The organism is Algiphilus sp., from assembly GCF_023145115.1.
In the GTDB taxonomy this organism is placed as follows: domain Bacteria; phylum Pseudomonadota; class Gammaproteobacteria; order Nevskiales; family Nevskiaceae; genus Algiphilus.
Genome location: NZ_JAGLEJ010000030.1, coordinates 22,030 through 48,130 on the forward strand (window position 1 = coordinate 22,030; position 26,101 = coordinate 48,130).

The 26,101-nt window shown below is 70.7% G+C and carries 19 protein-coding genes; 10 read left to right on the forward strand and 9 right to left on the reverse strand.

The annotated features are described in order from the left end of the window. Positions 1-18 precede the first annotated feature (18 nt). Complete coding sequence (locus KAH28_RS09875) at positions 19-3,135, forward strand: efflux RND transporter permease subunit (RefSeq protein WP_290576135.1); 3,117 nt, start codon at positions 19-21, stop codon at positions 3,133-3,135. Position 3,136: 1 nt separating this feature from the next. Here KAH28_RS09875 and KAH28_RS09880 read toward each other — a convergent pair whose 3' ends face one another. Beyond that, positions 3,137-4,276, reverse strand: a complete 1,140-nt coding sequence (locus KAH28_RS09880) for an aminotransferase class V-fold PLP-dependent enzyme (protein ID WP_290576137.1) — start codon at positions 4,274-4,276, stop codon at positions 3,137-3,139. Positions 4,277-4,410: 134 nt separating this feature from the next. Here KAH28_RS09880 and egtB point away from each other — a divergent pair, with 134 nt between their 5' ends. The 9 genes from egtB to KAH28_RS09925 all read left to right on the forward strand — a co-directional run bounded on the left by egtB (position 4,411) and on the right by KAH28_RS09925 (position 15,415). Beyond that, positions 4,411-5,673 (forward strand): ergothioneine biosynthesis protein EgtB, encoded by a 1,263-nt coding sequence (gene egtB, locus KAH28_RS09885; protein ID WP_290576139.1) that lies wholly within the window; start codon positions 4,411-4,413, stop codon positions 5,671-5,673. Then, positions 5,670-6,647 carry an L-histidine N(alpha)-methyltransferase gene (gene egtD / locus KAH28_RS09890; RefSeq protein WP_290576141.1) on the forward strand — a complete coding sequence of 326 codons (978 nt, stop codon included), beginning with the start codon at positions 5,670-5,672 and terminating at the stop codon, positions 6,645-6,647. Before egtB ends, egtD begins: the two co-directional genes overlap by 4 nt. 88 nt (positions 6,648-6,735) lie before the next feature. After that, positions 6,736-7,890, forward strand: coding sequence for an efflux RND transporter periplasmic adaptor subunit (locus KAH28_RS09895; RefSeq protein ID WP_290576143.1), 1,155 nt, complete (start codon positions 6,736-6,738; stop codon positions 7,888-7,890). Beyond that, positions 7,887-10,970, forward strand: a complete 3,084-nt coding sequence (locus KAH28_RS09900) for an efflux RND transporter permease subunit (RefSeq protein ID WP_290576145.1) — start codon at positions 7,887-7,889, stop codon at positions 10,968-10,970. Before KAH28_RS09895 ends, KAH28_RS09900 begins: the two co-directional genes overlap by 4 nt. Positions 10,971-10,983: 13 nt before the next feature. After that, positions 10,984-12,558 carry a TolC family protein gene (locus KAH28_RS09905; protein WP_290576147.1) on the forward strand — a complete coding sequence of 525 codons (1,575 nt, stop codon included), beginning with the start codon at positions 10,984-10,986 and terminating at the stop codon, positions 12,556-12,558. A 9-nt stretch (positions 12,559-12,567) separates the two neighbouring features. Next, entirely contained in the window at positions 12,568-12,978 is a 411-nt protein-coding gene (locus tag KAH28_RS09910) for a MerR family transcriptional regulator (RefSeq protein ID WP_290576149.1), read from the forward strand. Positions 12,979-13,004: 26 nt separating this feature from the next. Continuing rightward, positions 13,005-13,406: a hypothetical protein gene (locus KAH28_RS09915; protein WP_290576150.1), complete on the forward strand. Its 402-nt coding sequence runs from the start codon at positions 13,005-13,007 to the stop codon at positions 13,404-13,406. A gap of 82 nt (positions 13,407-13,488) precedes the next feature. Next, positions 13,489-14,574, forward strand: coding sequence for a hypothetical protein (locus KAH28_RS09920; protein ID WP_290576152.1), 1,086 nt, complete (start codon positions 13,489-13,491; stop codon positions 14,572-14,574). 97 nt (positions 14,575-14,671) lie between these two features. Next, on the forward strand, positions 14,672-15,415 hold the full coding sequence (locus KAH28_RS09925) for a TerC family protein (RefSeq protein ID WP_290576154.1): 744 nt from the start codon (positions 14,672-14,674) through the stop codon (positions 15,413-15,415). An 877-nt stretch (positions 15,416-16,292) separates the two neighbouring features. On the opposite strand, the gene KAH28_RS09930 is transcribed toward KAH28_RS09925, so the two are convergent. From KAH28_RS09930 to KAH28_RS09965, 8 genes are all read right to left on the reverse strand, one after another. Next, positions 16,293-17,003, reverse strand: coding sequence for a polysaccharide deacetylase family protein (locus tag KAH28_RS09930; protein WP_290576156.1), 711 nt, complete (start codon positions 17,001-17,003; stop codon positions 16,293-16,295). After that, entirely contained in the window at positions 17,000-18,157 is a 1,158-nt protein-coding gene (locus tag KAH28_RS09935; protein ID WP_290576158.1) for a glycosyltransferase, read from the reverse strand. The genes KAH28_RS09930 and KAH28_RS09935 overlap by 4 nt, the downstream gene beginning before the upstream one ends. 2 nt (positions 18,158-18,159) lie before the next feature. Continuing rightward, positions 18,160-19,386, reverse strand: a complete 1,227-nt coding sequence (locus tag KAH28_RS09940; RefSeq protein WP_290576160.1) for a sulfotransferase — start codon at positions 19,384-19,386, stop codon at positions 18,160-18,162. An 87-nt stretch (positions 19,387-19,473) separates the two neighbouring features. Continuing rightward, complete coding sequence (locus tag KAH28_RS09945; protein ID WP_290576162.1) at positions 19,474-20,829, reverse strand: DUF1329 domain-containing protein; 1,356 nt, start codon at positions 20,827-20,829, stop codon at positions 19,474-19,476. 88 nt (positions 20,830-20,917) lie between these two features. Next, entirely contained in the window at positions 20,918-21,859 is a 942-nt protein-coding gene (locus KAH28_RS09950; RefSeq protein ID WP_290576164.1) for a hydrogen peroxide-inducible genes activator, read from the reverse strand. After that, entirely contained in the window at positions 21,856-22,776 is a 921-nt protein-coding gene (gene hemF / locus KAH28_RS09955) for an oxygen-dependent coproporphyrinogen oxidase (RefSeq protein ID WP_290576166.1), read from the reverse strand. Before hemF ends, KAH28_RS09950 begins: the two co-directional genes overlap by 4 nt. After that, positions 22,773-23,327, reverse strand: a complete 555-nt coding sequence (locus KAH28_RS09960) for a Sua5/YciO/YrdC/YwlC family protein (RefSeq protein WP_290576168.1) — start codon at positions 23,325-23,327, stop codon at positions 22,773-22,775. Before KAH28_RS09960 ends, hemF begins: the two co-directional genes overlap by 4 nt. A gap of 11 nt (positions 23,328-23,338) precedes the next feature. Further along, complete coding sequence (locus tag KAH28_RS09965; RefSeq protein WP_290576170.1) at positions 23,339-25,852, reverse strand: DNA topoisomerase I; 2,514 nt, start codon at positions 25,850-25,852, stop codon at positions 23,339-23,341. Positions 25,853-26,101: the final 249 nt, after the last annotated feature.

A 26,101-nucleotide genomic window follows, 5' to 3' on the forward strand; every position in this document is an offset into this window, starting at 1 on the left:
GAACCCGTACGACCGCCCATGCAATTCACCGACATCTTCATTCGCCGACCGGTACTGGCGAGCGTGCTCAGCCTGGTCATCCTGCTGCTGGGCATCCGGGCCGGGTTCGATCTCACCGTGCGCGAGTACCCCGAGATCCAGAACGCGCAGCTCAGCGTGACGGTGCCGTACCCGGGCGCCGATGCCGAGCTCGTCGCCGGCTTCGTCACGCGGCCGCTGGAGCGCGAGATCGCCACCGCCGACGGCATCGACTTCCTGAGCTCGTCGAGTCAGCAGGGGCAGGCCACGATCACGGCCTACCTGGAGATCGACAAGGACCCCAACGAGGCCCTCACCGAGATCTCCACCAAGGTCGACAAGCTGCGCAATCAGCTTCCCGAGGCCGCCGAGGATCCCATCGTGCAGATCGCCGAGAGCGGCGGCACGGCCTCGATGTACGTCTCGTTCTACTCCGAGGTGCTCAACAACACCCAGATCGCGGACTACATCATCCGCGAGGTGCAGCCGGAGCTGGCCAGCATTCCGGGCCTGGAGAGCGCCATGCTGATCGGCGGTCAGCCCTATGCCATGCGGGTCTGGCTCAAGCCCGACGAGCTCGCGGCGCACGATCTCACCGCGGCCGAGGTGATGGCCGCGCTGCGCAGCCAGAACGTCCTGTCGGCGGTGGGCGAGACCAAGGGCAGCTACGTCCGCATCGGTCTGGCATCGAACACCGACCTGCAGAGCGCTGCGGCCTTCCGGGAGCTGGTGGTCAGTGCGCGCGGCGATGACATCGTCCGACTCGCCGACATCGCGGAGGTCGAGCTCGGTGCCGAGCGCTACGACGCATCGGCGCGCTGGGACGGCGAGAGCGCGATCTTCATCGGCATCGAGGTGCGCCCCGAAGCCAACGTGCTCGATGTCGTCGACGGCGTGCGCGAACGACTCCCGGACATCTTCGACCGCATGCCGGAGGGGATGGAGGGCGAGATCGGCTTCGACAGCACGATCTACATCCGCGACGCCATCGAGGAAGTGCTGATGACCATCATCGAGGCGGTGGTCATCGTGCTCGTGGTCATCTTCCTGTTCCTGGGATCGTTGCGCAGCGCGCTGATTCCGGCGGTGACGGTGCCGCTGTCGCTGGTCGGCGTGATGTTCGTGATGCTGGCCATGGGCTACAGCCTCAATCTGCTGACCCTGCTGGCGATGGTGCTGGCCATCGGCATGGTGGTGGACGACGCCATCATCGTGCTGGAGAACATCCACCGACACATCGAGGAGGGCATGGCGCCGAACGAGGCCGCCATCAAGGGCGCGCGCGAGCTGGTCGGGCCGGTGATCGCGATGACTCTGACCCTGGTCGCCGTGTTCGCGCCCATCGGCTTCCTCAGCGGCATCACCGGGACACTGTTCTCGGAGTTCGCCTTCACGCTGGCCGGGGCGGTCCTGATCTCGGGCATCATCGCCCTGACGCTCACGCCCATGATGTGCGCGCGCATCCTGAAGCGGACGCACGGCGAAGACGGCGGTGGCGGCGGCAAGGGCGGCGACCGTCTCGCGGCCTGGCTCGACGACAGGTTCGAGAGCTGGCGCCAGGGCTACAAGCGCCGCCTGCACGGCGCCCTCGACACCCGCATCGTCATCGCGGTGTTCGGCGCCATCGTGCTGGTGTCGTGCTACTTCCTGTTCACCACCACCCAGTCCGAGCTCGCGCCGCCCGAGGACTACGGTTTCGCCATCCTCATCAACGAGGTCGACGGCTACGCCACCATCGAGTACCTCGACGAAGCCACCAAGCAGGCCGAGCGCATCGCCTTCGCGCACGAGGAGATCGCGCACGGCTTCACGCTCAACGGCGGCGATGCCGCGCAGGGGTCGAACGGCTTCACCGGCCTGATCGCGTCGTCGTGGACCGAGCGCGGCAAGACCACCAAGCAGATCGTCGACGAGCTCTCCAACCAGATTTCCCAGGTTCCGGCGCTGCGGACCGCGGTAGTGCAGCCGCCGCCGCTGCCCACGCCCGGGCAGGGCTATCCGGTGGAGTTCGTGCTCAAGTCGACGCAGTCGCCGGAGATCGTGTCCGAGACCTCGGACGAGGTCATCAAGCGCGCGCGGGAGACCAACAAGTTCTTCTACGTGTCATCCCGCCAGCGCGTCGATCAGCCCGAGACAGTGGTCGACGTCGATCGCGAGAAGGCGGCGCTGCTCGGCATCGACATGCAGCAGCTCAGCGCCGATCTGGCGTCCTTCATGGCCGGCGGCGAGGTCAACCGCTTCGCGCTCGATGGACGTTCCTACCGCGTCGTGCAGCAGGTGCAGCGCACCGACCGCCTGAACCCGTCGCAGCTCGCGGACTTCCACATCCGCGCCGGCAACGGCGAGCTCATCCCGCTGTCGACGGTGGCAACGCTGCGCGACGAGGTGACGCCGCGACTGATCACGCGCGCGCAGCAGCTCAATGCCGACACCATCATCGCGGTGCCGCGGCCGGACATCTCGCAGGGCGAGGCGCTGGAGACGCTCGAGGGCATCGCGCGCGAGGTCATGCCGGACGGCTTCCAGGTCGACTACTCGGGCACTTCACGCCAGTACGTGCAGGAAGGTCAGGCGATGCTCACCACCTTCGCCTTCGCGCTCATCATCATCTACCTGGTGCTGGCGGCGCAGTTCGAGTCGTTCCGCGATCCGCTGATCATGCTGGTGACGGTGCCGATGTCCATCTCGGGCGCGCTGCTCGTGCTCAACATCTTCGGCATCACCAACGGCATGCAGATCACCAGCCTGCCGGCGACGCTCAACATCTACACCCAGGTCGGCCTGGTCACGCTCATCGGCGTGATCTCCAAGCACGGCATCCTCATCGTCGAGTTCGCCAACAAGCTGCAGCAGCAGGGGCTGGCCAAGCGCGAGGCGATCGAGGAGGCGGCGTCGATCCGCCTGCGTCCGGTGCTGATGACGACGGCCGCACTGGTGGTGGCGATGTTCCCGCTGCTCATCGCCGACGGCCCGGGCGCGGCCGCGCGCTTCGCCATCGGCATCGTCATCGCCGCCGGCATGACCATCGGCACCCTGTTCACGCTCTACGTGGTGCCGGCGATGTACCTCTACATCGGGCGCGACTACAGCGCCGAGGCGCAGCCGGCGGCCGCCTAGTTCAGAGGGCCGCGCGCAGCACGTCGACCAGCCGGTCGAGCTGCGCGCGGTCCACGTTCAGGTGCGGCGCGATGCGCAGGCCACCGCCGCGGCGCGAGAACACGATGCCGGCGTCGGCGACCGCCGCGGCGACCGCGTCGAGGCGCTCCGCGGGCGGGCGCAGCGTGCACATGTGCGCGGCGTGGTCGGCCGGCATCAGCGCCGCCATGCCGTGCGCGGACAGGCGCTCGCCGAGATGGCCGGTGAGCGCGGCGAGCCGGTCGCGGATGCCGGGCACGGTCCAGTCCGACAGCTGCTGCATGGCGGCCGTCGCCATCGCCACGTCCACCGGCCGCGCGAAGGCGCCGGCGTCGAAGCGCGACGCACCCGGGCGGTAGGGCGGCAGCGGCTCGGGCGAGGCGGTGCCGAAGCTCTCGCGGTATTCGCGCGCCAGCCAGGTCTCCTCGATGGGGCTGCCGTGCGCGCGCCAGTGCGGTGCCGCCCACAGCCAGCCGAAGCCGAGCGCCCCGAGCAGCCACTTGTGACCGGCGCTGGCCACGAAGTCCGGCGCGATGCCGTCGAAGTCGAAGGGCAGCGCGCCCAGCGACTGGCTGGCATCCACCACCAGCGCCGCGCCCCGGTCGCGCGCGGCGCGGGCGATGGCGTGCAGATCCAGCGGCGCGCCGTCGGTCCAGTACACCGGCGGCACGCAGACCACCGCGGTACGGTCGTCGATGCTGCGCAGCACCGCGTCGGTCCAGGTCTCGCCGGCCTCCGGGGCGGCGTCGATGCAGGCGCCGCCGTCGCGCTCTGCCGCCACCATCCACGCGTTGCGGTTGGAGGGGTATTCGCCGGCCAGCAGGACGGCCGTGCGGTCGGCTCCCAGCGGCAGATTGCGCGCCGCCACCGCGATGCCGTAGCTGGCCGCGGGCACGAAGGCGAGGCCCGCCGGCTCGGTGCCGAGGGTGTCGGCGGCGAGCGCGCGCAGGGCCTCGATGTGGTCGAACCACGCCTCGATGTCGAAGGCCCACGAGCGCGCGCTCTGGTCGACGGCATCGTGGGCGGCCGCGTTCACCGCGTGCAGGCGCGGGCCGCTGGCCGCGGCATTGAGGTAGATGATGTCGTCGGGCAGCGCGAATGGCGATGCGGATGCTGCGGGCATGGCGTGGCTCCTGGCTCGTGCCGCGGCCCGTCGCGGCGCCGCAGTGGACGGCGGCCGGGCAACGGTGACGCGTGTCATCGTGCTTATCGTATCCTCGTCCCACATCAGAACGAGCGCGACGACGCGCATCGGGCATGGAGAACGAGACCGCGGTGGCGCTTGCGCCCCGCACCACCGACGAGCTGCTGGCCGCCTACCAGCGCGTGCGGCAGCGGACACTGGATCTCGCAGCGCCGCTGTCCGAGGAGGACGCCTGTGTCCAGTCCATGCCGGAGGCCAGCCCCACCAAGTGGCATCTGGCGCACACCACCTGGTTCTTCGAGCAGTTCCTGCTCGGTCGCGATGCCGACTACGCGCCGGTGAACGCGGACTGGCACTTCCTATTCAACTCCTACTACCAGTCGGTCGGGCCGATGCACGCCCGTCCGCACCGCGGCCTGCTGACCCGCCCCTCGCTGGCGCAGGTGCGCGAATACCGCGCCGTCGTCGACAGCCGCATGGCCGATCTCATCGCGCAGCGCGAGGACGACGACACCCGGGCCCGCGTCACGCTGGGGCTGCATCACGAGCAGCAGCACCAGGAGCTGATCCTGACCGACATCAAGCATCTGCTCGCCCGGAATCCGCTCGAGCCGGCCTACCGGGATATCGCGCCCGCACCGGTGCCCGCGGCGGTACCGATGACCTTCATCGAGGGCGCCGCCGGCATCCACGAGATCGGCCACGACGGACACGGCTTCGCGTTCGACTGCGAGACGCCGCGTCACCGCACCCTGCTGCAGCCGCACGCCATCGCCAACCGTCCGGTGACCAACGGCGAGTTCCGCGACTTCATCGCCGATGGCGGCTACGAGACCTCGACGCTGTGGCTGTCCGACGGCTGGGACACGGTGTGCGCGCAGGGCTGGAAGCATCCGCTGTACTGGGCCGACGATCTGCAGAGCGCATTCACGCTCGGCGGGCGGCGCGAGCTGGACCCGCGCGCGCCGGTGACGCACATCAGCTACTACGAGGCCGACGCCTTCGCGCGCTGGGCCGGGATGCGCCTGCCGACCGAGGCCGAATGGGAGTGCCTGGCCGCGCCGCAGCCGGTGCGCGGCAACCTGGCCGACAGCGGCGCCCTGCAGCCGCGGCCCGCCGTACCCGGCGACGGACCGCTGCAGCTGTGGGGCGATGTCTGGGAGTGGACCGGCAGCCCCTATCTGAGCTACCCCGGCTACCGGCCGCTGCCCGGCGCCCTCGGCGAGTACAACGGCAAGTTCATGTGCGGACAGTTCGTGCTGCGCGGCGGCTCGGTCGCGACCCCGGCCGATCACATCCGCGCCAGCTATCGCAACTTCTTTGCGCCGCCCGATCGCTGGCAGTTCACCGGCCTCCGCCTGGCGAGGGACCTGTGAGCGGCGGCGACGCGGCGATCGCGACCGAGTCCGCGGTCGCCGACGACTTCGCCGGCGACGTCGTGCGCGGGCTGTCGCAGCCGGTCAAGCGCATTCCGTCGAAGTATCTCTACGACGCACGCGGTTCCGAGCTGTTCGAGGCCATCTGCGAGCAGCCGGAGTACTACCCGACCCGCACCGAGCTGGCGATCCTGGACGATCACCGCCACGCCATCGCCGCGGCCGTGGGGTCGCGTCCGCTGGTTCTCGAGTACGGCAGCGGCAGCGGCATCAAGACCCGCCTGCTGCTGGACGCGCTCGACGATCCGGTCGCCTACGTGCCGGTGGAGATTTCGGCCAGCGCGCTCGACGAGAGCGTTGCCGATCTCGCCGTGCGCTTCCCCGATGTCGAGATGCTGCCGCTGTGCGCCGACTTCACCAGGCCGCTGCGCCTGCCGGTCGCCGCGCGCGAGCCGGCGAGCGTGCTGGTCTTCTTCCCGGGCTCGACACTGGGCAACTTCGCGACCGACGACGCCGTGGCGCTGCTCACGGTGATGCGCGGCGAGATCGGCGACGCGGGTGCCGCGCTGGTCGGCATCGATCTGCAGAAGGATCGCGCGACGGTCGAGGCGGCGTACAACGATGCCGCCGGCGTGACCGCCGCCTTCACGCTCAACCTGCTGGCGCGCATGAACCGCGAACTCGATGCCGACTTCGATCCGGCGCGCTTCCATCACCGCGCGCGCTACAACGCCCTGGCCGGCCGCATCGAGACCCACATCGTGAGCGATGCCGACCAGCGGGTCTCGGTCGCCGGGCGCCGCTTCGACTTCGGTGCCGGCGAGGGCGTTCTGGTGGAGTACAGTTGCAAGTACTCGCATCAGGGATTCGCCGACATGGCCGCCCGCGCCGGTCTTGCCGTGACGCAGAGCTGGACCGACGGCGACGAGCGTTTCGCGCTGCAGCTTCTACGGCCGAGGGGCGTTCCGGCCTGAATCGGGCACCATAGCGGCACGTCAGGGAACCGCGGCCGCCGAGCGCGGTCTGCTTTCGCAGCCGGTCCGGCCGTCCATGGAGAATTCGATGAGCAAGCGCTTGCTCGCCGCAGGCGTCGTTTTGCTGGTGCTCGGCTTGCTGGCCTGGCGGATGCTGTCGCCGGCCGACCCGGCGGGAGACACCGCATCCGATCGGACCGTCGCGGTCGAGCTCGCGCCGGCACGGACCGGAGCGCTGGTCGAGATGCGCCGCTTCCCGGGCAGTCTCGAGGCGGTGGCCGCCTACACCGTCGCACCGAAGATCGCCGGGCGCGTCGAGGCAGTGCTGGTCGACATCGGCGATCGCGTCGCGCGCGGCGCCGAGCTGGTGCGTCTCGACGATGGCGAGCAGCGACAGGAAGTCGCCAGCGCCCGCGCCGAGCTGCAGGTGGCACAGGCGCGGCGCGACGAGGCGCGCAGCGCGCTGCGCCTCGCCGAGCGTCGCCAGGAGCGCATCCGCCGACTGGAAGGCGACGGCATCGCGGCGGTGGCCGAACTCGAGGATGTCGATGCCGAGGTGGCCGCGCAGTCGGCCGCGCTGGCAGTCGCCGAAGCCGAGATCGCGCGCGCCCGCGCCGCGCTGCAGGCCGCCGAGCTGCGCCTGGGCTACACCCGCATCTCCGCCGACTGGAGCGAGGCGGGGGGCGCGCGCGTGGTCGGCGAGCGGCTGGTGGATGCCGGTGACACCGTCGCGGCGAACACGCCGCTGCTCAGCGTGCTCGCCACCGACGCGCTCAAGGCCGTCATCCAGGTGCCGCAGGCGGTGTTCGGTTCGCTCGAGATCGGACAGGGCGCGGCGATCCACGCACCGGCGCTCGCCGGACGCAGCGTCGATGCGGAGGTGGTGCGCATCGCGCCGCGCTTCGATCCGGCCTCGCGGCAGGCCCGCGTGGAGCTGCGGGTGCCCAACGCCGACGGAGCGCTGGCGCCCGGCATGTACGTGCAGGTGGCGCTGCGTGCCCGCAGCGTCGAGGCGTCCGCGATCGTCCCGGTGCGCGCGCTGGTCGAGCGCGGCGGACAGCGCGGCGTGTTCACGGTGGACGGCGAGCGTGCCCGCTTCGTGCCGGTGGAGGTGCTGCTCGAGGCCGGCGGCGAGGCGGCGCTGGTGCCGGAAGGGCCGGCACCGCGGTCGGTGGTCGTGCTCGGCCAGGATCAGCTCCGCGACGGAGCCGGTGTCATGCCCTCCGGCGCGGACGCATCGTGAATCTGCCGCGCGCGGCGGTATCGCGGCCGGTGACCACCGTGATGGTGGTCCTGATCGCGGTGCTGCTGGGGCTGATCGCGCTGGCGCGCATTCCGGTCGACCTGCTGCCGGACGTCGAGACGCCGGCGATGAACATCCAGGTCGAGTACCGCAACGCCTCGCCGCAGACCATGGAGGAGCTGGTCACGCGCGTGGTCGAGGAAGCGGTGGCATCGACGCCGGGGCTGGAGGAGATGCGCTCGGAGTCGAAGGAGGGCGAGAGCGAGGTCACCCTGCAGTTCGCCTGGGGCACCGATGTCGACGCCGCCGCCAACGACGTGCGCGACCGCCTCTTCAGCGAGGTCGACGAGCTGCCCGAGGATGCCGGGCGGCCGCGGCTGCGCAAGTTCGACAGTTCGGATACGCCGATCATGGTGCTGGGCATCGCCAGTCCCATCGACCCGGTCGCGCTGCGCAGGCTCATCGACAACCGCATCCTCTACCGCGTCCAGCAGGTGCCCGGGGTGGCCTCGGCCGAGGTGTGGGGCGGGCCCGAGCGCGAGATCCAGGTCAATCTCGACATCGCGCAGGTGGAGGCACTGGGCCTGTCGCTGATCGAGGTGCGCGATGCGCTGCAGGCGGCCAACCGCAATCTGCCGGCGGGCTCCATCGAGCTGGCCGGGCGCGAGATCCGGCTGCGCACGCCGGGGCGCATCGGGAGTCTCGAGGAACTCGGCGCCACCGTGGTGGCGGAGCGCGCCGGCTCGGTCATCCGCGTTGCCGACATCGCGACTCTGGCGGATACACAGATGCGCGACACGCGCCGCATCCGCATCAACGGCGAGCCGGGTGTGCGCATGGCGGTGCGCAAGCAGTCCGGCGCCAACACCGTGGAGGTATCCGAGCGCGTGCGGGCCGAGGTCGCGGTGCTCAATCGCGAGTTCCCGCAGGTCGCGATCGCGCCCTTCTTCGAGAGCGCGGGCTTCATCGAGCGCGCCATCGCCAACGTCGCGCGCTCGCTGCTCTACGGCAGCGTGCTCGCGGTACTGGTGCTGCTGCTCTTCCTGGGCAATCCGCGCGCGACGCTGGTCATCGCCACGGCCATTCCGGTATCCCTGATCAGCACCTTCGCGCTGATCTACTTCGCCGGCTACACCATCAATCTGATGACGCTCGGCGGCCTGGCGCTGGGCGTGGGACTGATGGTGGACTCGGCCATCGTCGTGCTCGAGAACATCATGCGCCGCCGCCACGAAGCCGGCGAGGCGCTCGACGATTCGGCCGTGCGCGGCGGCGCCGAGGTGGGTGCGGCCATCGTCGCCAGCACGCTGACCACGCTCGCCATCTTCATTCCCATGCTGTTCGCGCGCGAGCTCACCGGGCAGCTGTTCCGCGAGCTGGCAGTGGTGGTGGCCTTCGCGTTGGCGTGCGCGCTGCTCATGGCGCTGACGCTGGTGCCCATGCTCACGGCGCGCTACGTGCCCGCGCGGAGCGGCTTGGCGGCCTCGTCGCGGCTGGCGCGGCCGACGGCGGCGCTGTCGGTGCGCTACGAGCGGCTGCAGGCCCGCTACCGAGGGCTGCTCGACGGCGCGCTGCGCCGGCCGCGCACGGTGATCGCCATGGCCGGGGGGCTCTTTGCGCTGGCCGCGGCCGCGCTGCCCCTCATCGGCACCGAGTTCATGCCGGCCAGCGACGAAGGGCAGGTGCGCGTCGATCTGGAGATGCCGCTGGGCACCACCCTCGACATCATGGACGCGCAGACGCAGCGGGCGGAGGCGATCATCCGTGAGCTCGTGCCCGAGCGCCTTTCCATGGTGACCAGCGTGGAGTCCGAGAGCGGGACCGAGGCCGACATCGAGATCGAGCTGCCGCCGGCGGGCAAACGCGCACGCACCAGCGCCGAGGTCGCGGCGGCGCTGCGCGAGGCCATCGTCGGCCTGCCCGACACCACCGTGCGCGTGCGCGTCAACGAGCCCTTCTACATGCGCTGGCTGCGCCGCGACCTCAGCGAGGGCGAGGCGCTGTCGGTGGAAGTGCGAGGCTACGATTTCGACACGCTGGACCGCCTGACCGCGCAGGTCGAGACCGCGCTGGCCGGCGTGCCCGGGATCACCGATCTGCGCCTGCCGCGTACCGGCGGCGAGCCGCAGCGGCTGATCGCCATCGACCGCGAGCGTGCGGCCGACCTGGGCGTCTCCGTGGAAGCGGTGGGTACTACCGTGGAGACCGCCATCGCCGGCGCCACCGCCGGCTACTTCCTCGACCAGGGCGACGAGGTGCGCATCGTCCTCAAGCTGGCCGACAACCGCACCATCGCGCCCGAGCGCATCCTCGACCTGCCGGTGCCGGTGCCGGCGCGCGACGGCGGTACGGTGCCGCTGGGCGCGGTCGCCGCCTTGGAGGCGAGCAGCGGGCCGCCGGAGATCCAGCGCCAGGACCAGCAACGCCGCAACGTCGTCTTCGTCAACATCGCCGGTCGCGATCTCGGTTCGGTGGTCGCCGACGTGCAGGCCGCGCTGGACAGCATCCCGCTGCCGAGCAACTACGACATCGCCCTCACCGGCGAGTACGAGGAGCAGGCCGCCACCTTCCGTACCATGGCGGTCAACGTCGTGCTGGCGCTGCTGCTGGTGTACATGGTCATGGCCTGCCTCTACGAATCGCTGCGCGATCCGGTCATCGTCATGGTGACGGTGCCGATGGCACTGATCGGCGTCGTGATCATGCTTCTGCTCACCGGCACCACCCTCAATGCGCAGTCGCTGGTCGGCTGCCTGATGCTCATCGGTATCGTGGTCAACAACGCCATCCTCATCGTCGATCAGGCCAACCTGCTGCAGCGCCAGGGCAGCAGCGCGCTGGAGGCAGTACGCGAGGCCGGGCGCCGGCGCCTCCGCCCGATCCTCATGACCGCAGCCACCACCATGCTGGCGCTGCTGCCGCTGGCCATCGGCATCGGCGAGGGTGCCGACTCTCAGGCCCCGCTGGCGCGTGCCGTCATCGGCGGGCTGCTGTCGTCGACCCTGATCACGCTGGTCATCATTCCGGTCGTCTATGCCGGCTTCCACGGCGCCTGGCCGGCCCGACGGGCGACTTCCTGACCGTTTCGTGCCCATGTCCATGAATGCACTGCCCTTCGTGTCGCGATCCCTCGCCCTGCTCGGCCTGTTCGTCGGCGCCACCGGCGCGACCGCGCCCGACAATGCGGTGACGCCCGCGCAGACGGTCAGCGTGCCGGAGCGCGGTGCGCTGTCGCTGTCGGTGGAGGAGGCCGTGGCGCTGGTCCTGGAGCACAATCCGGAGCTCGCCTCCGAGCGCCGGAACCCGATCGTCGCCGGCACCTTCGAGGCGGTCGAGCGCGCGCGCTTCGACCCGACGCTGTTCGCCAACGTGACGCGCAGCCGCGCGCTGACCCAGCAGCAGTTCGACAACACCAACGAGACGCTGGAGATCGAGAGCGACCGCGAAAGCTACGCGGTGGGCGCACGGCAGGTGCTGCCCACCGGCACCGAGCTCGAGCTCAGCCTGTCGCAGCAGCTGTCCGAGTCCAACCGTTCGCCGACCCAGGCCGACGCCGAGCTCGGGCTGACCGTCACCCAGGCGCTGCTGCGCGGTGCCGGCATGCGCACCAACCTGGTGGCGCTGCGCCAGGCACGCAGCGATGTCGCTGCCTCGGCCTATCAGCTGCGCGGCTTCGCGTCGGCGCTGGTCGCCGAGGTCGAGCGCCTGTACTGGGACTATGTCGGTGCGCGCGAGCGCATCCGCATCCTCGAGGCGTCGCTCGATCTCGCCGAGCGCGAGGCGCAGGCCACTGCCACGCGCATCGAGGTGGGGGCGCTGCCCCGGACCGAGCTCGCCGCGGTGCGTGCCGAGGCCGCGCGTCGCCGGCAGGATCTCATCGACGGCCGCGCCGAGGCCCGCCGGCTCCAGTCCGAGCTGCTTGCCCGCCTGAGCCCGCCGGGACAGCCGGTATGGGAACGCACGGTGGATGCCACCAGCGCGCCCGAGCTCGAGACCGATCCGGTCCCCGACGTGGCCGCGCACGTGGCGCTCGCCCGGGCGCGCCGCGCCGAGCTCAACGAGGCGCGCATGCAGCTGGTCACCAACGAGCTCGAGGTGGTCGCCACGCGCAACGGTCTGCTGCCGCGTCTCGATCTGTTCATCACGCTCGGTCAGACCGGCTTCTCCGACAGCTTCGGGGAGGCCTGGTCGAACGTCGAGGAGCGCGAGAACTACAACCTGTCGGCGGCGCTGGAGTTCGAGTATCCCTTCGGCAACCGGGCGGCGCGGGCCCGCGATGTGCGCGCCGGTGCGCAGCGCCTGCAGGCGGAGGAGAGCCTGCGCAACCTCGACCAGCTGGTGCAGTCCGAGGTCCGCAACGCCGTGCTGGAGGTCGAGCGCAGCGCTGCGCAGATCGAGGCGACCGCCGCCACGCTGGCGCTGCAGGAGCAGGCCCTGGAGGCCGAGCAGGCGCGCTTCGAGGTCGGGCGCTCGACGGCGCTGCTGGTGGCGCAGGTGCAGCGCGACCTGCTGCAGGCACAACTGGACCGCGCCCAGGCCTTCATCGCCTACCGCCAGGCGCTCATCGATCTGTATCGGCTGGACGGCACGCTGCTTACCCGGCGGCTGATCGAGGCCCCCGGCGCCGAGCCGCCGGCGGGTTACGATCTGCCGACCGTGTCGGGCTGAGAGGGGCGCATGCGCACCATCGGCAGGATCGCAACAGCCAGCGGCGTGGGCGTCGAGACCATCCGCTTCTACGAGCGCGAGGGGCTGCTTCCCGAGCCCGAGCGCAGCGCGAGCGGCTACCGGCTCTATTCGGACGACGCGGTGGCGCGCCTGCGCTTCATTCAGCGCGCCAAGCAGCTCGGCTTTACGCTCGACGAAGTGCGCCGCCTGCTGACGCTGGCCGACGTCGCCGGCCCGTCCGCCGAGGTGCGTGCGCTGGCCGCCGACAAGCTCGCGATCATCGATGCGCGTCTGCGGGATCTCGGCCGCATGCGGGAAGCGCTGGCCGATCTGGTCGAGTGCTGCGACGGCAGCGGCAGCGCCGCCTCCTGTCCCATCATCCATGCGCTCGTCGATGGCGACGATGCGCCGGGCCGCTGAGCGCGGGGCACGGGCATAATCGCGGCATGAGGCTTCGTACCGGCACCATCGGCATGCGCAGTGCGCTCGCGTTCTTCGCGCTGCTGTGCCATCTGCTGCTGCCGGTCGCCCATGCGCAGCTGATGGCGTCGCAGAGTGATGGCCCGCTCTCCGCCCTGATCTGCGGCACCGGCAGCGAAGCCTTCGCCGACCGGCTCGCGACGCTGCTGCCGCCAGAGCTGGTCCCGGCTGACGGGCAGGCGGCGGAGGGGACCGGCTACATCTGCCCGGCATGCGGCGGATGCAGTGGCCCGAGCGCGCCGCCCTTCGCCAGGCCGCCGCTCGGGCTGGCCGGCGCGATCGCCGCCGTGCCGCCGGTTGTGGCCGGCAACGGCGCGCGGCCGGCCCGTCCCGCCGGGCTCCCGGGGGCACGCGCGCCACCGGTGTGAGCGCGCCGGCCGGCGCTATGCCGGCCGTACGACCGCACGCCGGGTTTACCGGCGCAACGCTCCTTCTGCAAAGAGAATACCCATGCGAATCAATCGCTGTTCGCGGCGCGCGCTGTGCGCGCTGCTGCTGTTTCCCGTCGGCATCGTTCACGCCGATGCGGGCCATGGCGCGCCCCGCGCCGACAGTCACGCACCCATCGGCGTCATGGGCGAGCACGTCCACGAGTCCGGTGAGTTCATGGTCTCGTACCGCTACATGCGGATGGCCATGGCGGGCAACCGCATCGGCACCGAGCGCGTGTCACCCGAGTTCATCGTCCAGAACGTGCCCAACCGCTTCGCCGGCCAGCCCATGCAGCCGCCGACCCTGCGCGTGGTGCCGCTGGAGATGACCATGGAGATGCACATGCTCGGCGCCATGGTCGCGCCCACGGACCGGACCACCCTGATGGCGATGGTGCCGGTGCTGTCGAGCGACATGACTCACGTCACCTTCGCCGGCGGCATGGGGACCGAGCGGCTCGGCCGCTTCGAGACCACCAGCTCGGGCATCGGCGATGTCGGTCTGTCGGCGCTGTTCCGCGTCCGGCAGTGGGCCGACGGGCAGCTCGTCGGCAAGCTCGGCGTGCGCCTGCCCACCGGCGATGTCGACGATACCGACACCGTGCTGTCGCCGATGGACACCCGCCCGGAACTGCGCCTGCCCTATCCCATGCAGACCGGAAGCGGCACCTTCGCGCTCACGCCGGGACTGACCTGGCGGCACGGCACGGGCGCCGTCGGCTGGGGCGCACAGTACGCCGGAACGTTGCAGCTGGGCCGCAACGACGAGGGCTACAGCCGCGGAGACGAGCACGTGCTCAGCGCCTGGGGCAGCTATCTGTGGGCGCCGTGGATCAGCACTTCGGTGCGCGCGGAGGCCTCCACCCGCGCGCGCATCGACGGCATCGACAGCGAGATCCGTGCGCCGGTGCAGACCGCCAATCCCGACTTCCAGGGCGGCGATCGCGTCGATGCGGGCATCGGCGTGAATCTGCTCGGGACGCGCGGCGCGCTCGCCGGCCATCGCATGGCCGTCGAGTACATGGTGCCGGTGCACCAGGACCTCAACGGTCCGCAGCTCGAGACCGACAGCGTGCTGACCGTGGGCTACCAGTACGCCTGGTAGCGCGACCGGATGCAGCGCGGGCGTCCATGACGTCCGCGCTGCGCATGCGGGCGCGGCTGCGTAGAGTGCGCATTCCCGACCCATCGCGCCCACGGCCATGCTCGACTATCTCGTTGCCCTGCTGACCAGTCCCGAAGCCTGGATCGCGCTCGCGACCCTGGTGGTGATGGAGGTCGTGCTCGGTATCGACAACCTCATCTTCATCTCCATCCTCACCAACAAGCTGCCCGAGGATCGGCGCGCCGGCGCGCGCCGCCTGGGCATCGGCATGGCACTGATCCTGCGCCTGGCGCTGCTCGGCACGGTGGCCTACATCGTCCAGCTCACTACGCCGCTGTTCAGCGTCTTCGGCCACGGCTTCTCGTGGCGCGACCTCATCCTGATCGCCGGCGGCCTGTTCCTGGTCGCCAAGGCCACGCGCGAGATCCATCACCACGTCGATCCCGCGCCGGCCGAGGAACACGGCGCCGACGCCGCCATCAACAGCGTCGGCACCGCCATCGCACAGATCCTGGTGCTCGACCTGGTGTTCTCCGTCGACAGCATCATCACCGCCGTCGGCATGACCGATCACATCCCCATCATGGTGATCGCGGTGGTCACAGCCGTAACCGTCATGCTGCTGGCAGCCGATCCGCTGGCGAACTTCATCGAGCGCAACCCGACCGTGGTCATGCTCGCGCTCGGCTTCCTGCTGCTCATCGGTACCACGCTGATCGCCGACGGCTTCGGCGTGCACGTGCCGAAGGGCTACATCTACGCCGCCATGGCGTTCTCGGCGCTGGTCGAGGGGTTGAACATGATGGCGCGGCGGGCCAGGCGGAAGGTGCGGGTGGGGTAGGTCGGGTGCTGCCCCGTTCTTGCTGGCAGCTCGGCGCTTGGGGGTTCCTCGTTGACCCGTTTGTGCTCTCGGGTTCCTCGCCTCGGGAGCTCGGCGCTGCCGAGTGTTGGCACTCGACCGGCGCGGGCTACTTTTCTGTTGCGCGACAGAAAAGTAGCCAAAAGAGCGCGCCCCGCAGAAGGCGCTCCGGCCCGCCCGCGGGGCGGGCCGGAGTCCCGGCGACTGGCGGCGCGCTCCGGGGTCGCCGCGGACGGACATCCTGTCCTCCGCGGCTCGGCCGGCCATCCGTGGCCGGCCGACCTCCTCCACGCACCATCAGTCGCCGCGCCTCCTGAAGGGGGACATGGTCGGCTCGTTGCTTCGCAACATCGCCAAAGCCAAGAAGTAGCACCACTCCATTGCCGCGATGTCGCGAAGCGACGAGCCGTTCAGGGGGTGCCTTCACGGGTGGCCGGACCGGGAGGCGCGCGCAGTGGGGCTGCGAGACAGGACGTCGAGCAAGGGTGACCAGGACAGGGATGTCCTGTTCACCCGTGCCCCCGAGCACGACTCCCGGGCCGGGCACCTGCCGCGCCTCCGGCGCGGCAGGCCACCCGTGCGGCACCATGGTTTTGGCTACTTTGGCCGTAACCAAAGTAGCCCGCGCCGATCGAGTGGCAACGTTCGGCAGCGCCGAGGTTCCGAGGCGCGGAACCCAGGAGCGCAACCGGGTCAACGAGGAGGAATCAGGCGCCGAGGCTCCGAGGCGCGGAACCCGAGAGCACGAACGGGACCAACGGGAAGCGCAACCTCACCAGAATCCGAAGCTTCGCGGCAGCGGCCTGCTGCCATACCGGGCGCGGAACCAGGCAGCGCAACCCCCGCAAGCCCGTCGCGCTCAGGCCGCCCGCGCGGTCCCCGCCCGCCCCAGTTCGGCGAGCAATCCCTCGAGATCATCGGCCAGCTTCAGCGCCCGATCGTGCGGATGAATCCCCACCCGCAACGCCCGCCCGGTGGCGCGGGCCAGCGCGATCTGGCCGCGGTTCCAGGTGCGCAGGGCACGGGCGCGAAGCGGTGTGTCGGCCTCGAAGCCGACCAGCGGGAGGTGCTCGGTGCGGCCGTTGGCGACGTCGAGCATGCCGGCGGTGGTCTCGATGCGCGCGAAGGGCAGGCGTCGCAGGGCGGGCAGCGTGATGGCACCCAGCGCCCAGGCCGGCGGCACGTAGGTGTCGGGCGCGGGCAGATCATGGGCGGGAAACCAGTCGTGGCTGGCCTGCATCAGCGCGGCGATCTCGTCGGCGGTCAGCGCCAGATGCTCGGCGGCGTCGCGCGAGAGGGTCGCGGCGTGCAGGCGGTGGCGCAGGCCGCGGATGTGGCGCGCGCGGTGGTGCCAGCCGTGCGCGGCCAGTGCGTGGCCGGCCTCGTGCCACGTGCGGAGCTGCGCGATGCCGGCCGGGTCCCAGTCGTGCCCCGGCACCACCAGCAGCGTCGCGGGTGGCAGGCCGTGCGCGTGCATGCGCGCGACGATGTCGGCGACCTGCGGCAGCGTCGCCGGCATGACGTCATGGATGGAGAGGCGCGCCGGCGGGGCGGCGCCGCTGCCGCTCATGCAGCCTGGCGGTCGATGAGGCCGATCCAGTGCGCCAGCGTCTCCATGTTGAGGCGTTCCGCCGCCTGGCGGGCGCGCATGGCCTTGTCGTGCCGTTCCTGCGGGCACTGCGCCTGGACGCGGCGGATGGCATCGGCGAGGCGATCGCTGCGACGCAGCGTGATGAGTCCGTCGTGCAGTGCGTGCCAGCTGTGGATGCCGGCGTTCTCCGCGACCACGGCCGGCCGTCCGCGCGCCATCGCCTCCAGCGCGATCGAGCCGAAGGTCTCCAGCCGCGACGGCAGCAGCAGCAGGTCGGAGGCATCGAGCAGCTCGCGCAGCGCCTCGCGGTCGAGCCAGCCCACCATGCGCACATTGGGCAGGCGGCGGGTGTCGCGCGCGATGCGCTTGCGCAGCGGGCCGTCGCCGGCGATCACGAACTGCAGATCGGGCAGCTCGCGCGCCGCCTCGACGATGACATCGAGATTCTTCTCGGGCGCGAGCCGACCGGCGAACACCAGCTGCGACAGGCGCCCGCGCGGCGGTGCCACCGGGGTGTCGATGAAGCGCGTGGGCAGCGGTGTGCCCATCACCTGCACGTCGCCGGCGCCGAGGGAGCGCACGGTCTCGACCAGCCGGCCGCTGTGCACCAGCACCGAACTGCTGCTGCGGCAGAGCAGCCGGTTGACGCCGGTCAGATAGCGGGTGGCAATGGCGCGCGATACCGGGCTCCAGTACAGACGCGACAGCGCTTCGAACTCGGTGTGGAACGCGGTCATGAAGGCACTGCCGAAATGCCGCGCCATGGCCAGCCCGAGCAGGCCGAAGGGGCCGGGCGTGATGCTCACGATGACGTCCGGCTGCATGCGTCGCACGCGTTGCCAGAGCCGGGGGACGTTGGGCGTGAGCAGGCGCTGCGTCGGATCGCCGGGCAGCGGCACGCTGAGTCCGCTCAGCAGGCGCTTGCGCCGCGTGGGCTGGAAGATCTCGACCGCGTCGATGCGTTTGTCGAGCTGCGCGATGAGATCGCTGTAGTAGCTGCCGGCGCCGTTGCGTTCGGGTTCGGCATCGGAGAAGAAGGCCACGCGCAGCGGACGCGTGGCGGGCGGCGCGTCGGCAATGTCGGCGAACCCGGGCGCGTCGATCGCGTGGCTGGAGCCGTAGGCGAAATCCATCGTCAGGACACCTCGTTCTCGGTACGGTGCACCGGTCGCGCCGCGCGCGACCGCATGCGGGAATAGGCGGCTTCCATCGCGGCCAGCATGGCGAGGGGTGGCGCGTCGCCGGGGCCGGTGTCGTGACGGTGGCGACTGTCGCCGCCGGCGGCCGCGTCGGCGCTCGCGAAGGCCGATGCCAGCGGCCGGCTCACCGGAATGTCGAGGTGCGCCAGCGCCGCCTTCAGGGTGGGGCCGGGCGCTGCGCGCAGGTCCGCCATGTCGACCGCCACCATGCGGTCGGGGTGCGCGGCGAGCTGTTCGTCCAGGTGCCGGTAGGCGCCGGCGTAGATCTCGGCGAAGCGCCGGCTGAGCCAGCGCCGGTCGGGGTCCACCGCGAACAGGCGCCGCCCGGGCTCGACCGCGCTGATCTGCGAGGACAGCGCGGATGCCGGCTCGCGCAGGCAGACGATGAAGCGCGCGCGCGGGAAGGTCTCGGCGAGCGCGCCGGCCCACGACGCGAAGGCCGCATTCTTGGAGAGCAGCTGGCGGCCGTCGCCGCTGGCGTAGCGGTGCTTCTGCAGCAGCCGCCGGTAGGCCGCGGGCAGCAGCGCGCGGGTGCGCGGATCGGGCTCGCGGTCGAGGGCGCCCAGTTGCCAGAGCGCGGCGTTGTCCGGAAAGGCCAGCGCCATGATGAAGCAGCCCGCCAGCGGCAGCAGCGCGAGGTAGTCCTCCTCGGCGGCGTCGGCACCGGTCTCGTGGATGGCGTCGAAGTCGCCTCCGAGGTGCGCGATCAGCGCGTCGCGCAGGCGCCGGCCCGGGGCGCCCAGCAGGGCATCGGCGCGGCCGGCCGCCTGCCAGAAGCGGCGCTCGCTGACCGACGGCGCAAGCACGGCTTCCCAGGTGCGCATGGTGGTGAAGCGGCCTTCGTCGGCGGCCAGCAGGCGGTGCACGAAGGTGGTGCCGCTGCGCGGGATGCCGAGCACGAACAGCGGATCGCCGGTATCGGTGCGGGCCTCGCGGGGATACAGCACGGTATCGAGCGCGAAGGCGGCCAGGTGGGTCGCCTGCAGTGCGGCGTACGGCGGCAGCATCGCCGCCAGCGTCATCGCGCGGCGGGGTGTCAGCGGGGCGGCCGGATGCGCGCCGGGTGACACGGCCTCCGCGATCCACCGGGCGTGGAGGCGGAGACTGCGTCGCGCGGCGGCGCCGAGCGGCCGGCGCAGCGGACTGTCAGCGGCCTGCAACATGGCGCGCACAGTGCACGCGCCCGGTTTCAGGAAGTTGACGGTTCCGTTGCAGTAATGCGTCAGGATGCGGGTGTGCGGGCATGCTCGCTAGCGGGTCGCGGTCCTGCTCAGGTTGGCGACCGAGAAATGGCGTTCCCCGAATTCGACGTCGGTGTCGGCCAGCGGTTCCTCGTTGCTGAGATCCTGGACCAGATAGCGGTCGGCGTGCAGGTCGTAGACGGTGCTCGCCACCGGTGCGACCGCGTCCTCCCAGACCAGCATGATGGTGTGCGACTCCTGCACGCGCCACAGCTGGTCGCGCCGGTCGTAGATGTCGACCGCGAGGATGCTCCAGGTGTCCTCGTCGATGTAGAAGGTGCGGCGCTTGTAGAGATGGGTGGTGCCCTCGTTGAGGGTCGCGTCGACCACCCAGACGCGGTGCTTCTCGTAGCGGGTCAGATCCTGGTTCAGGTGGCCCGCCTGCGCGATGGTGTCGTAGGTCAGGCGGTCGTCGGCGAGCTTGTAGGCGCTGTACGGCATGATCATCTCGCGCTTGCCGACCAGCTTCCAGGTGTAGCGGTCGGTGGCGCCGTTGAAGCTGTCGAGCTGGTCGTTGGTGCGCAGCCCGTCCGAGCCCGTGCCCGGGTTGTCGTAGGCGACATCCGGCGCGCGTCGGACCCGGCGCTGCCCCGCGCTGTAGAGCCAGGCGCGGCGCGATTCGCGGACCTGATCGAGGGTCTCGTGGACCAGCAGCACGTTGCCGGCCTGGCGCGGCGGGCCGACCACGGTCTGCAGGAAGTAGATGCCGATGTTGTCGAGATCGGCGACCGAGACGCCGTCGTTGTTGTAGTGGAAGCGCACGTCCTCGCGCAGCCGGTAGGGCGTGAACAGCCCGTTCGACTGCACCGCGAGCTGGGTGTTGTAGCGGCGCACCGATTCGCCCCGGTAGCGCAGCTTGTGGTTCCAGATGACCTCCTTGCCCGATTCCGGGAGCGGGAAGGGAATGCCGGTCACCGCCTCGTTGAGGCTCTCGCCGCCGTTGCTCAGATAGGCCTTCTCGGCATTGCGGCGCGTGGCCTCGTAGATGAACTCGGGGGCATGGCCGCCGCGCCGGCTCTGGTAGACCGGCATGCGGTAGGTGTCCGGGAAGCGCTCGAACAGGGCCTTCTGCCCCACCGTCAGCATGTCCGCGTACTGCGCCATGTTCTCGGCGGTGATGGTGTAGAGCGGCTCGTCCGAGGCGTAGGGCTCGTAGTGCTCGATGCGGCGCTCCTCGCCGTCCGGCGGGCGCGGGTGCTGATAGCCGCCGGTCCAGGCCGGGATGCTGCCGTCGGCGTTGCCCGCCTTCTCGGCGCCCAGCGGCGTGAGGGTGTCGCCGAGCCGGTCGACATCGCGTGCGGGCGGGCCCTCGGCGAGGGCGGGCAGGGTGAGCGCAACGGCCAGCAGCGCCGGGAATGCCTTCATGGTCTCTCCTCCGTCGTCGCCGGCTCTGTGGCCGACTGTCGTTGTGACGGCCAGCTTAGCGCGCCGCGCGCGGCGCTGCTCGCCCGGGTCAGGCCTCGGGCGGCTCGTCCAGGGCGCGGAAGTCCACGCCCCGCATGTGGCAGGTGACGATGGCGGTACGCAGCACCCTGATCGCCTCGGGTCGCGGGAAGGTCTTGCGCCACACCAGCGCGATGCGCCGGCGCGGAACCGGATCGGCGAACGGGCGCGCCACCAGGTACTGCTGGCTTTCCTCGGGCCGGTTCTCGTGGCTGCTTCGCGGCAGCACGCTGATGCCGATCTCGCTCGCCACCATGTGGCGGATGGTCTCGAGGCTGGACCCGGTCTGCGGGCGCGGTCCCTCGGCATTGCTGTCGATGCACTTCGGGCAGGCCTCGACGACCTGCTCGCGGAAGCAGTGGCCGGGGCCCAGCAGCAGCAGGTTCTCCTCGCCCATCTCGGAGGCGTTGATGCTCTCGCGCTCGGCCCAGCGATGGCCGCAGGGCAGCAGCACGATGAAGTCTTCGTCGAACACCGACCACACGTGGAGCTGGCTGCTCTCCACGGGCAGCGCCACCAGCGCCGCGTCGAGCTCGTTGGCGTGCAGCTGCTCGAGCAGCTGGGCGGTGAAGTTCTCCTCGAGGATCAGCGGCATCTCCGGTGCCGTCTCGCGCAGCATGGGGACGAGGTAGGGCAGCAGATAGGGGCCGACGGTGTAGATCGCGCCCAGCCGCACCGGGCCGACGAGGTCGTTCTTGCCCTCGTTGGCGAGGTCCTCGATGCGCGCCGCCTCGGCCAGCACGCGCTTGGCCTGCGCGCAGATGCGCTCGCCCACCGGTGTCGGCCGGACTTCGCCGCGGTTGCGCTCGAACAGAGTGACGTCGAGGGTCTCCTCGAGCTTGCGGATGGCCACCGACAGTGTCGGCTGCGACACGAAGGAGCGCTCCGCTGCCCGGCCGAAGTGCCGTTCCTTCTCGAGATTGACGAGGTAGCGCAGCTCGGTGAGGGTCATGCGTCGGAGAGCCAGTCGCGGGGCGGGAGGAAGTCGGTGAGCAGCGCCGCCTCCGGGCTGCCGTCCTCGGGATGATAGTCGTAGCGCCAGTGCGCGCGCGGCGGCATGGACATGAGGATCGACTCCGTGCGACCGCCCGACTGCAGGCCGAAGAGCGTACCGCGATCGTAGACCAGGTTGAACTCCACGTAGCGGCCGCGCCGGTAGCACTGCCAGTCGCGCTCGCGCTCGCCCCAGGGCGTGTCGCGCCGCCGCTCGACGATGGGCAGATAGGCGCGCGGGAAGGCCTCGGCCACGGCGCGCATGACGGCGAAGGCGTTGTCGAAGCCGCCCTCGCTGAAGTCGTCGAAGAACAGGCCGCCGACGCCGCGCCGCTCGTCACGGTGCCGGAGGTGGAAGTACTCGTCGCAGTGCTGCTTGAAGGCCGGATGGAGATGCGCGCCGAAGGGCGCCACGGCATCGCGCGCGGTGGCGTGCCAGTGCACACAGTCGTCGCGGAAGCCGTAGTACGGCGTCAGGTCGAAGCCGCCGCCGAACCACCAGACCGGCGGCGCGTCCGGCGCCTCGGCCACGAAGAAGCGCACGTTGGCGTGGCTGGTCGGCACGTAGGGGTTGCGCGGGTGGATGACCACCGACACCCCCATGGCGCGGAAGCTGCGCCCCGCGAGCTCGGGCCGCGAGGCAGACGCCGACGGCGGCAGCTGGTCGCCGTGCACCAGCGAGAAGGCCACGCCGGCGCGCTCGAAGACGGCGCCGTCGCTGAGCACGCGGGTGTCGCCGCCGCCGCCGGCCGGTCGGTCCCAGCGGTCGATGTAGAAGGCGCGGTCGCCGTCGGCGGCTTCCAGGTCACCGCACAGCCGGTCCTGGAAGCCGCGCAGGAAATCCGCCACGGCGTCGGGGTCGATCGCGTCGCTCATGCGCGCACAAGATAGCCCGAACGCACGTCGCGGATCTGCGAGGGGCGTCCGAGACCGCCGAGCGGGCCCGGCAGCAGTGCGTCGAGCTCCGCGCCGAAGCAGCGACGGACTGCCGTCGGCCCGTCCGCCGGCGGCTCGCCGCTGCGGTTGGCACTGGTGGATACGAGCGCGCCGCCCCACGCCCGGCACAGTCGCGCGGCCGGGCGGTGGGCGGTGACGCGGACCGCGATGCGGTCGCTGTCGCCGGTGATCCATCCGGGCGCGTCGTCGGCGGCCGGGAACAGCCAGGTGGTGGGCCCCGGCCAGGTCGCCAGCGCGCGGCGCACCGCGGTGCGCGACGGCAGCGCGATCCACGGCGCCAGCGCGGCGAAGTCGTGGGCGATGAGGATCAGACCCTGCGCCACGTCGCGGCGCTTGGCCGCCAGCAGGCGCGCGACCGCGTACGGGTTGTCCGGATCGCAGCCCAGGCCCCAGACCCCCTCGGTGGGATAGGCGACGAGGCCGCCGCGCGCCAGCGCGTCGACGGCCATCGTCTCGCTACGGCGCAGCATGGCGCCGCAGGTCAGGCGTCGGCCGCACCCGGCCCGTCGGCCCAGGGTGCGTCGGTGGCTGCCGCCGTCTTCTCGGCGGTTGCCTTCTTCGCCGCGCTCTTCTTGGCAGCGGACTTCTTGCCGGCAGCCTTCTTGCCGGCCGATTTCTTGGCGGCGGCCTTCTTCGCGCCGCTCTTCTTCGCCACGCTCTTCTTGGCGGCCGATTTCCGCGCGCCGGACTTCTTGGCCGCGGGCTTCTTCTGCTTCTCGGCCTCGAGCAGGGCGCGGCAGTCGTCCAGCGACAGTGTCGACGCGTCGGTGCCCTTGGCGATGCGCGCGCGCAGCTTGCCCTCGCTCACGTAGGGCCCGAAGCGGCCCTTGACGATGCGGATGTTCTCCTCGGGCCAGTGCCGGATGGTGGCGGCCTCCAGCGCGGCCTGCTTGGCCTCGTACAGCTCGATGCAGCGCGCCAGCGTCACCTTGTAGGGGTCGTCGTCCTTCTTCAGCGAGACGAACTCGTCGCCGAAGCGGGCGTACGGCCCGAAGCGGCCGATATTGACCACGACCTCGGTGCCGTCCTCGGTGGTCCCCATGTTGCGCGGCAGCTTGAACAGCTCCATCGCCTCCTCGAGGCTGATGGTGTCGATGCGCTGGTTGGCGCGCAGCGACGCGAACTTGGGCTTCTCCTCGTCGTCCTTGGTGCCGATCTGCACGTATGGTCCGTAGCGACCGAGCTTGGCGGTGACCGGCTTGCCGCTGACCGGATCCGTGCCCAGGGTGCGACCTTCGTTGACCTCGCCGCGGCTGAGGTCCTTCTTCTCCTCGACGCGCTTGGCGAAATCCTCCCAGAACGACGCCAGCAGCGGCTCGACCGTCTTCTCGCCGCGCGACACCGCGTCGAGGTCGTCCTCCAGCCGGGCGGTGAAGTCGTAGTCCACGTAGCGGCCGAAGTGCTCGGTCAGGAAGCGGTTGACGATCATGCCGACGTCGGTGGGCCAGAACGCCTTGCCCTCCATGCGCACGTACTCGCGCTGCTGGAGCGTGCCGATGATCGAGGCATAGGTCGACGGCCGGCCGATGTCGTATTCCTCCAGCGTCTTCACCAGCGAAGCCTCGGTGTAGCGCGGGGGCGGCTCGGTGAAGTGCTGGTCGGCAGCGATGTCGTGCAGCGTCACGTCCTCGCCCTCGACCAGCTCGGGCAGCCGCTTGTCGTCATCATCGTCGCCCGGCTCGTCGGTGCCGCTCTGGTAGGCCTTGATGAAGCCCGGGAAGACCAGTACCGAGCCGTTGGCGCGGAAGGCGTGGTCACCGGCGGTCAGCTCGGCGCTGACGGTGTCGAACACCGCCGAGGCCATCTGGCTGGCCACCGCGCGCCGCCAGATCAGCGTGTACAGCTTGAGCTGGTCCTCGGCGAGGTATGCGCGCATGCGCTCCGGCGTGCGGTGCATGTCGGTGGGGCGGATCGCCTCGTGCGCCTCCTGCGCATTCTTCGACTTCGACTTGTAGTGGCGCGGCGACTCCGGCACGTAGTCGGCGCCGTACTGGCTCCCCACCAGGTCGCGGATCTGCTGGACGGCCTCGTTGGCGAGGTTGACCGAGTCCGTTCGCATGTAGGTGATCAGGCCGACGGTCTCGCCGCCGATGTCGACGCCCTCGTAGAGCTGCTGCGCGACGCGCATGGCGCGCGTCGAGCCGAAGCCGAGCTTGCGGTTCGCCTCCTGCTGCAGCGTCGAGGTCGTGAACGGCGGCGTCGGATTGCGCCGGCGCTGCTTCTTCTCGACCTTGGCCACGCGCAGGCGGCCGTCAGCGGCCTGCAGGATGCGGTCACGCGCCGAGTGCGCGTCGTCGGTGTTGGTGAGCGTGAACTGCTCGGCCTTTTCGCCGTCGAGGCGCAGCAGCCGGGCCGTGAAGTGCTGCGCATCCTTCCCGGTATGCGCCTCCAGCGACCAGTATTCCTGCGGCACGAAGGCCTTGATCTCTTCCTCGCGCTCGCAGATCAGGCGCAGCGCCGGCGACTGCACGCGGCCGGCGGACAGCCCCGGCGATACCTTGCGCCAGAGCAGCGGCGACAGATTGAAGCCCACCAGATAGTCGAGCGCGCGCCGCGCCTGCTGGGCGCTGATGAGCTCGTCGGACATGCCGCGCGGATGCGCGATGGCGCGGCTGACCTCGCTCTGCGTGATCTCGTAGAACACCACCCGCTGCACGCTCTTGTCCTTGAGCGCCTTCTTCTCGCGCAGCAACTCCACCAGGTGCCAGGCGATGGCCTCGCCCTCGCGGTCGGGGTCGGTCGCGAGCACGAGGGTGTCGGCATCCTTGAGCGCGCTGATGATGGTGCGCACGTGCTTGGCGTTGCGCTCGATCATCTGATAGTGCATCGCGAAGCCGGAGGCCGGGTCGACGGCGCCGTCCTTGGGCACCAGATCGCGCACGTGGCCGTAGGAGGCCAGCACCTCGTAGCCGGGGCCCAGATACTTCTTGATGGTCTTGGCCTTGGCCGGCGACTCGACGATGACCAGGCTCTTGCTGGCAGTAGCGGTACTCATGGCCGCGAGCTTATACGCGGGCTATCGCCGGGGTGTCAAAGGAAGGGCGCGTATCGCGGGGCTGTCGAAAACCCCGCGCCTGAGCCCCGCAAGGACGCTCCGTGTCGCCGTCGGTCATGGCAAGCAGTGGTTTTCCCGTGCATTTCTGCAGCATCGGACCGGTACGACTCGAACGCCGCGCCAGCCGGTCCGGGCGCCGGAGAAGCGGTGGCCAGCGCGAGGGCGCGGGGGCTGTTCCGGCGCGGCGCT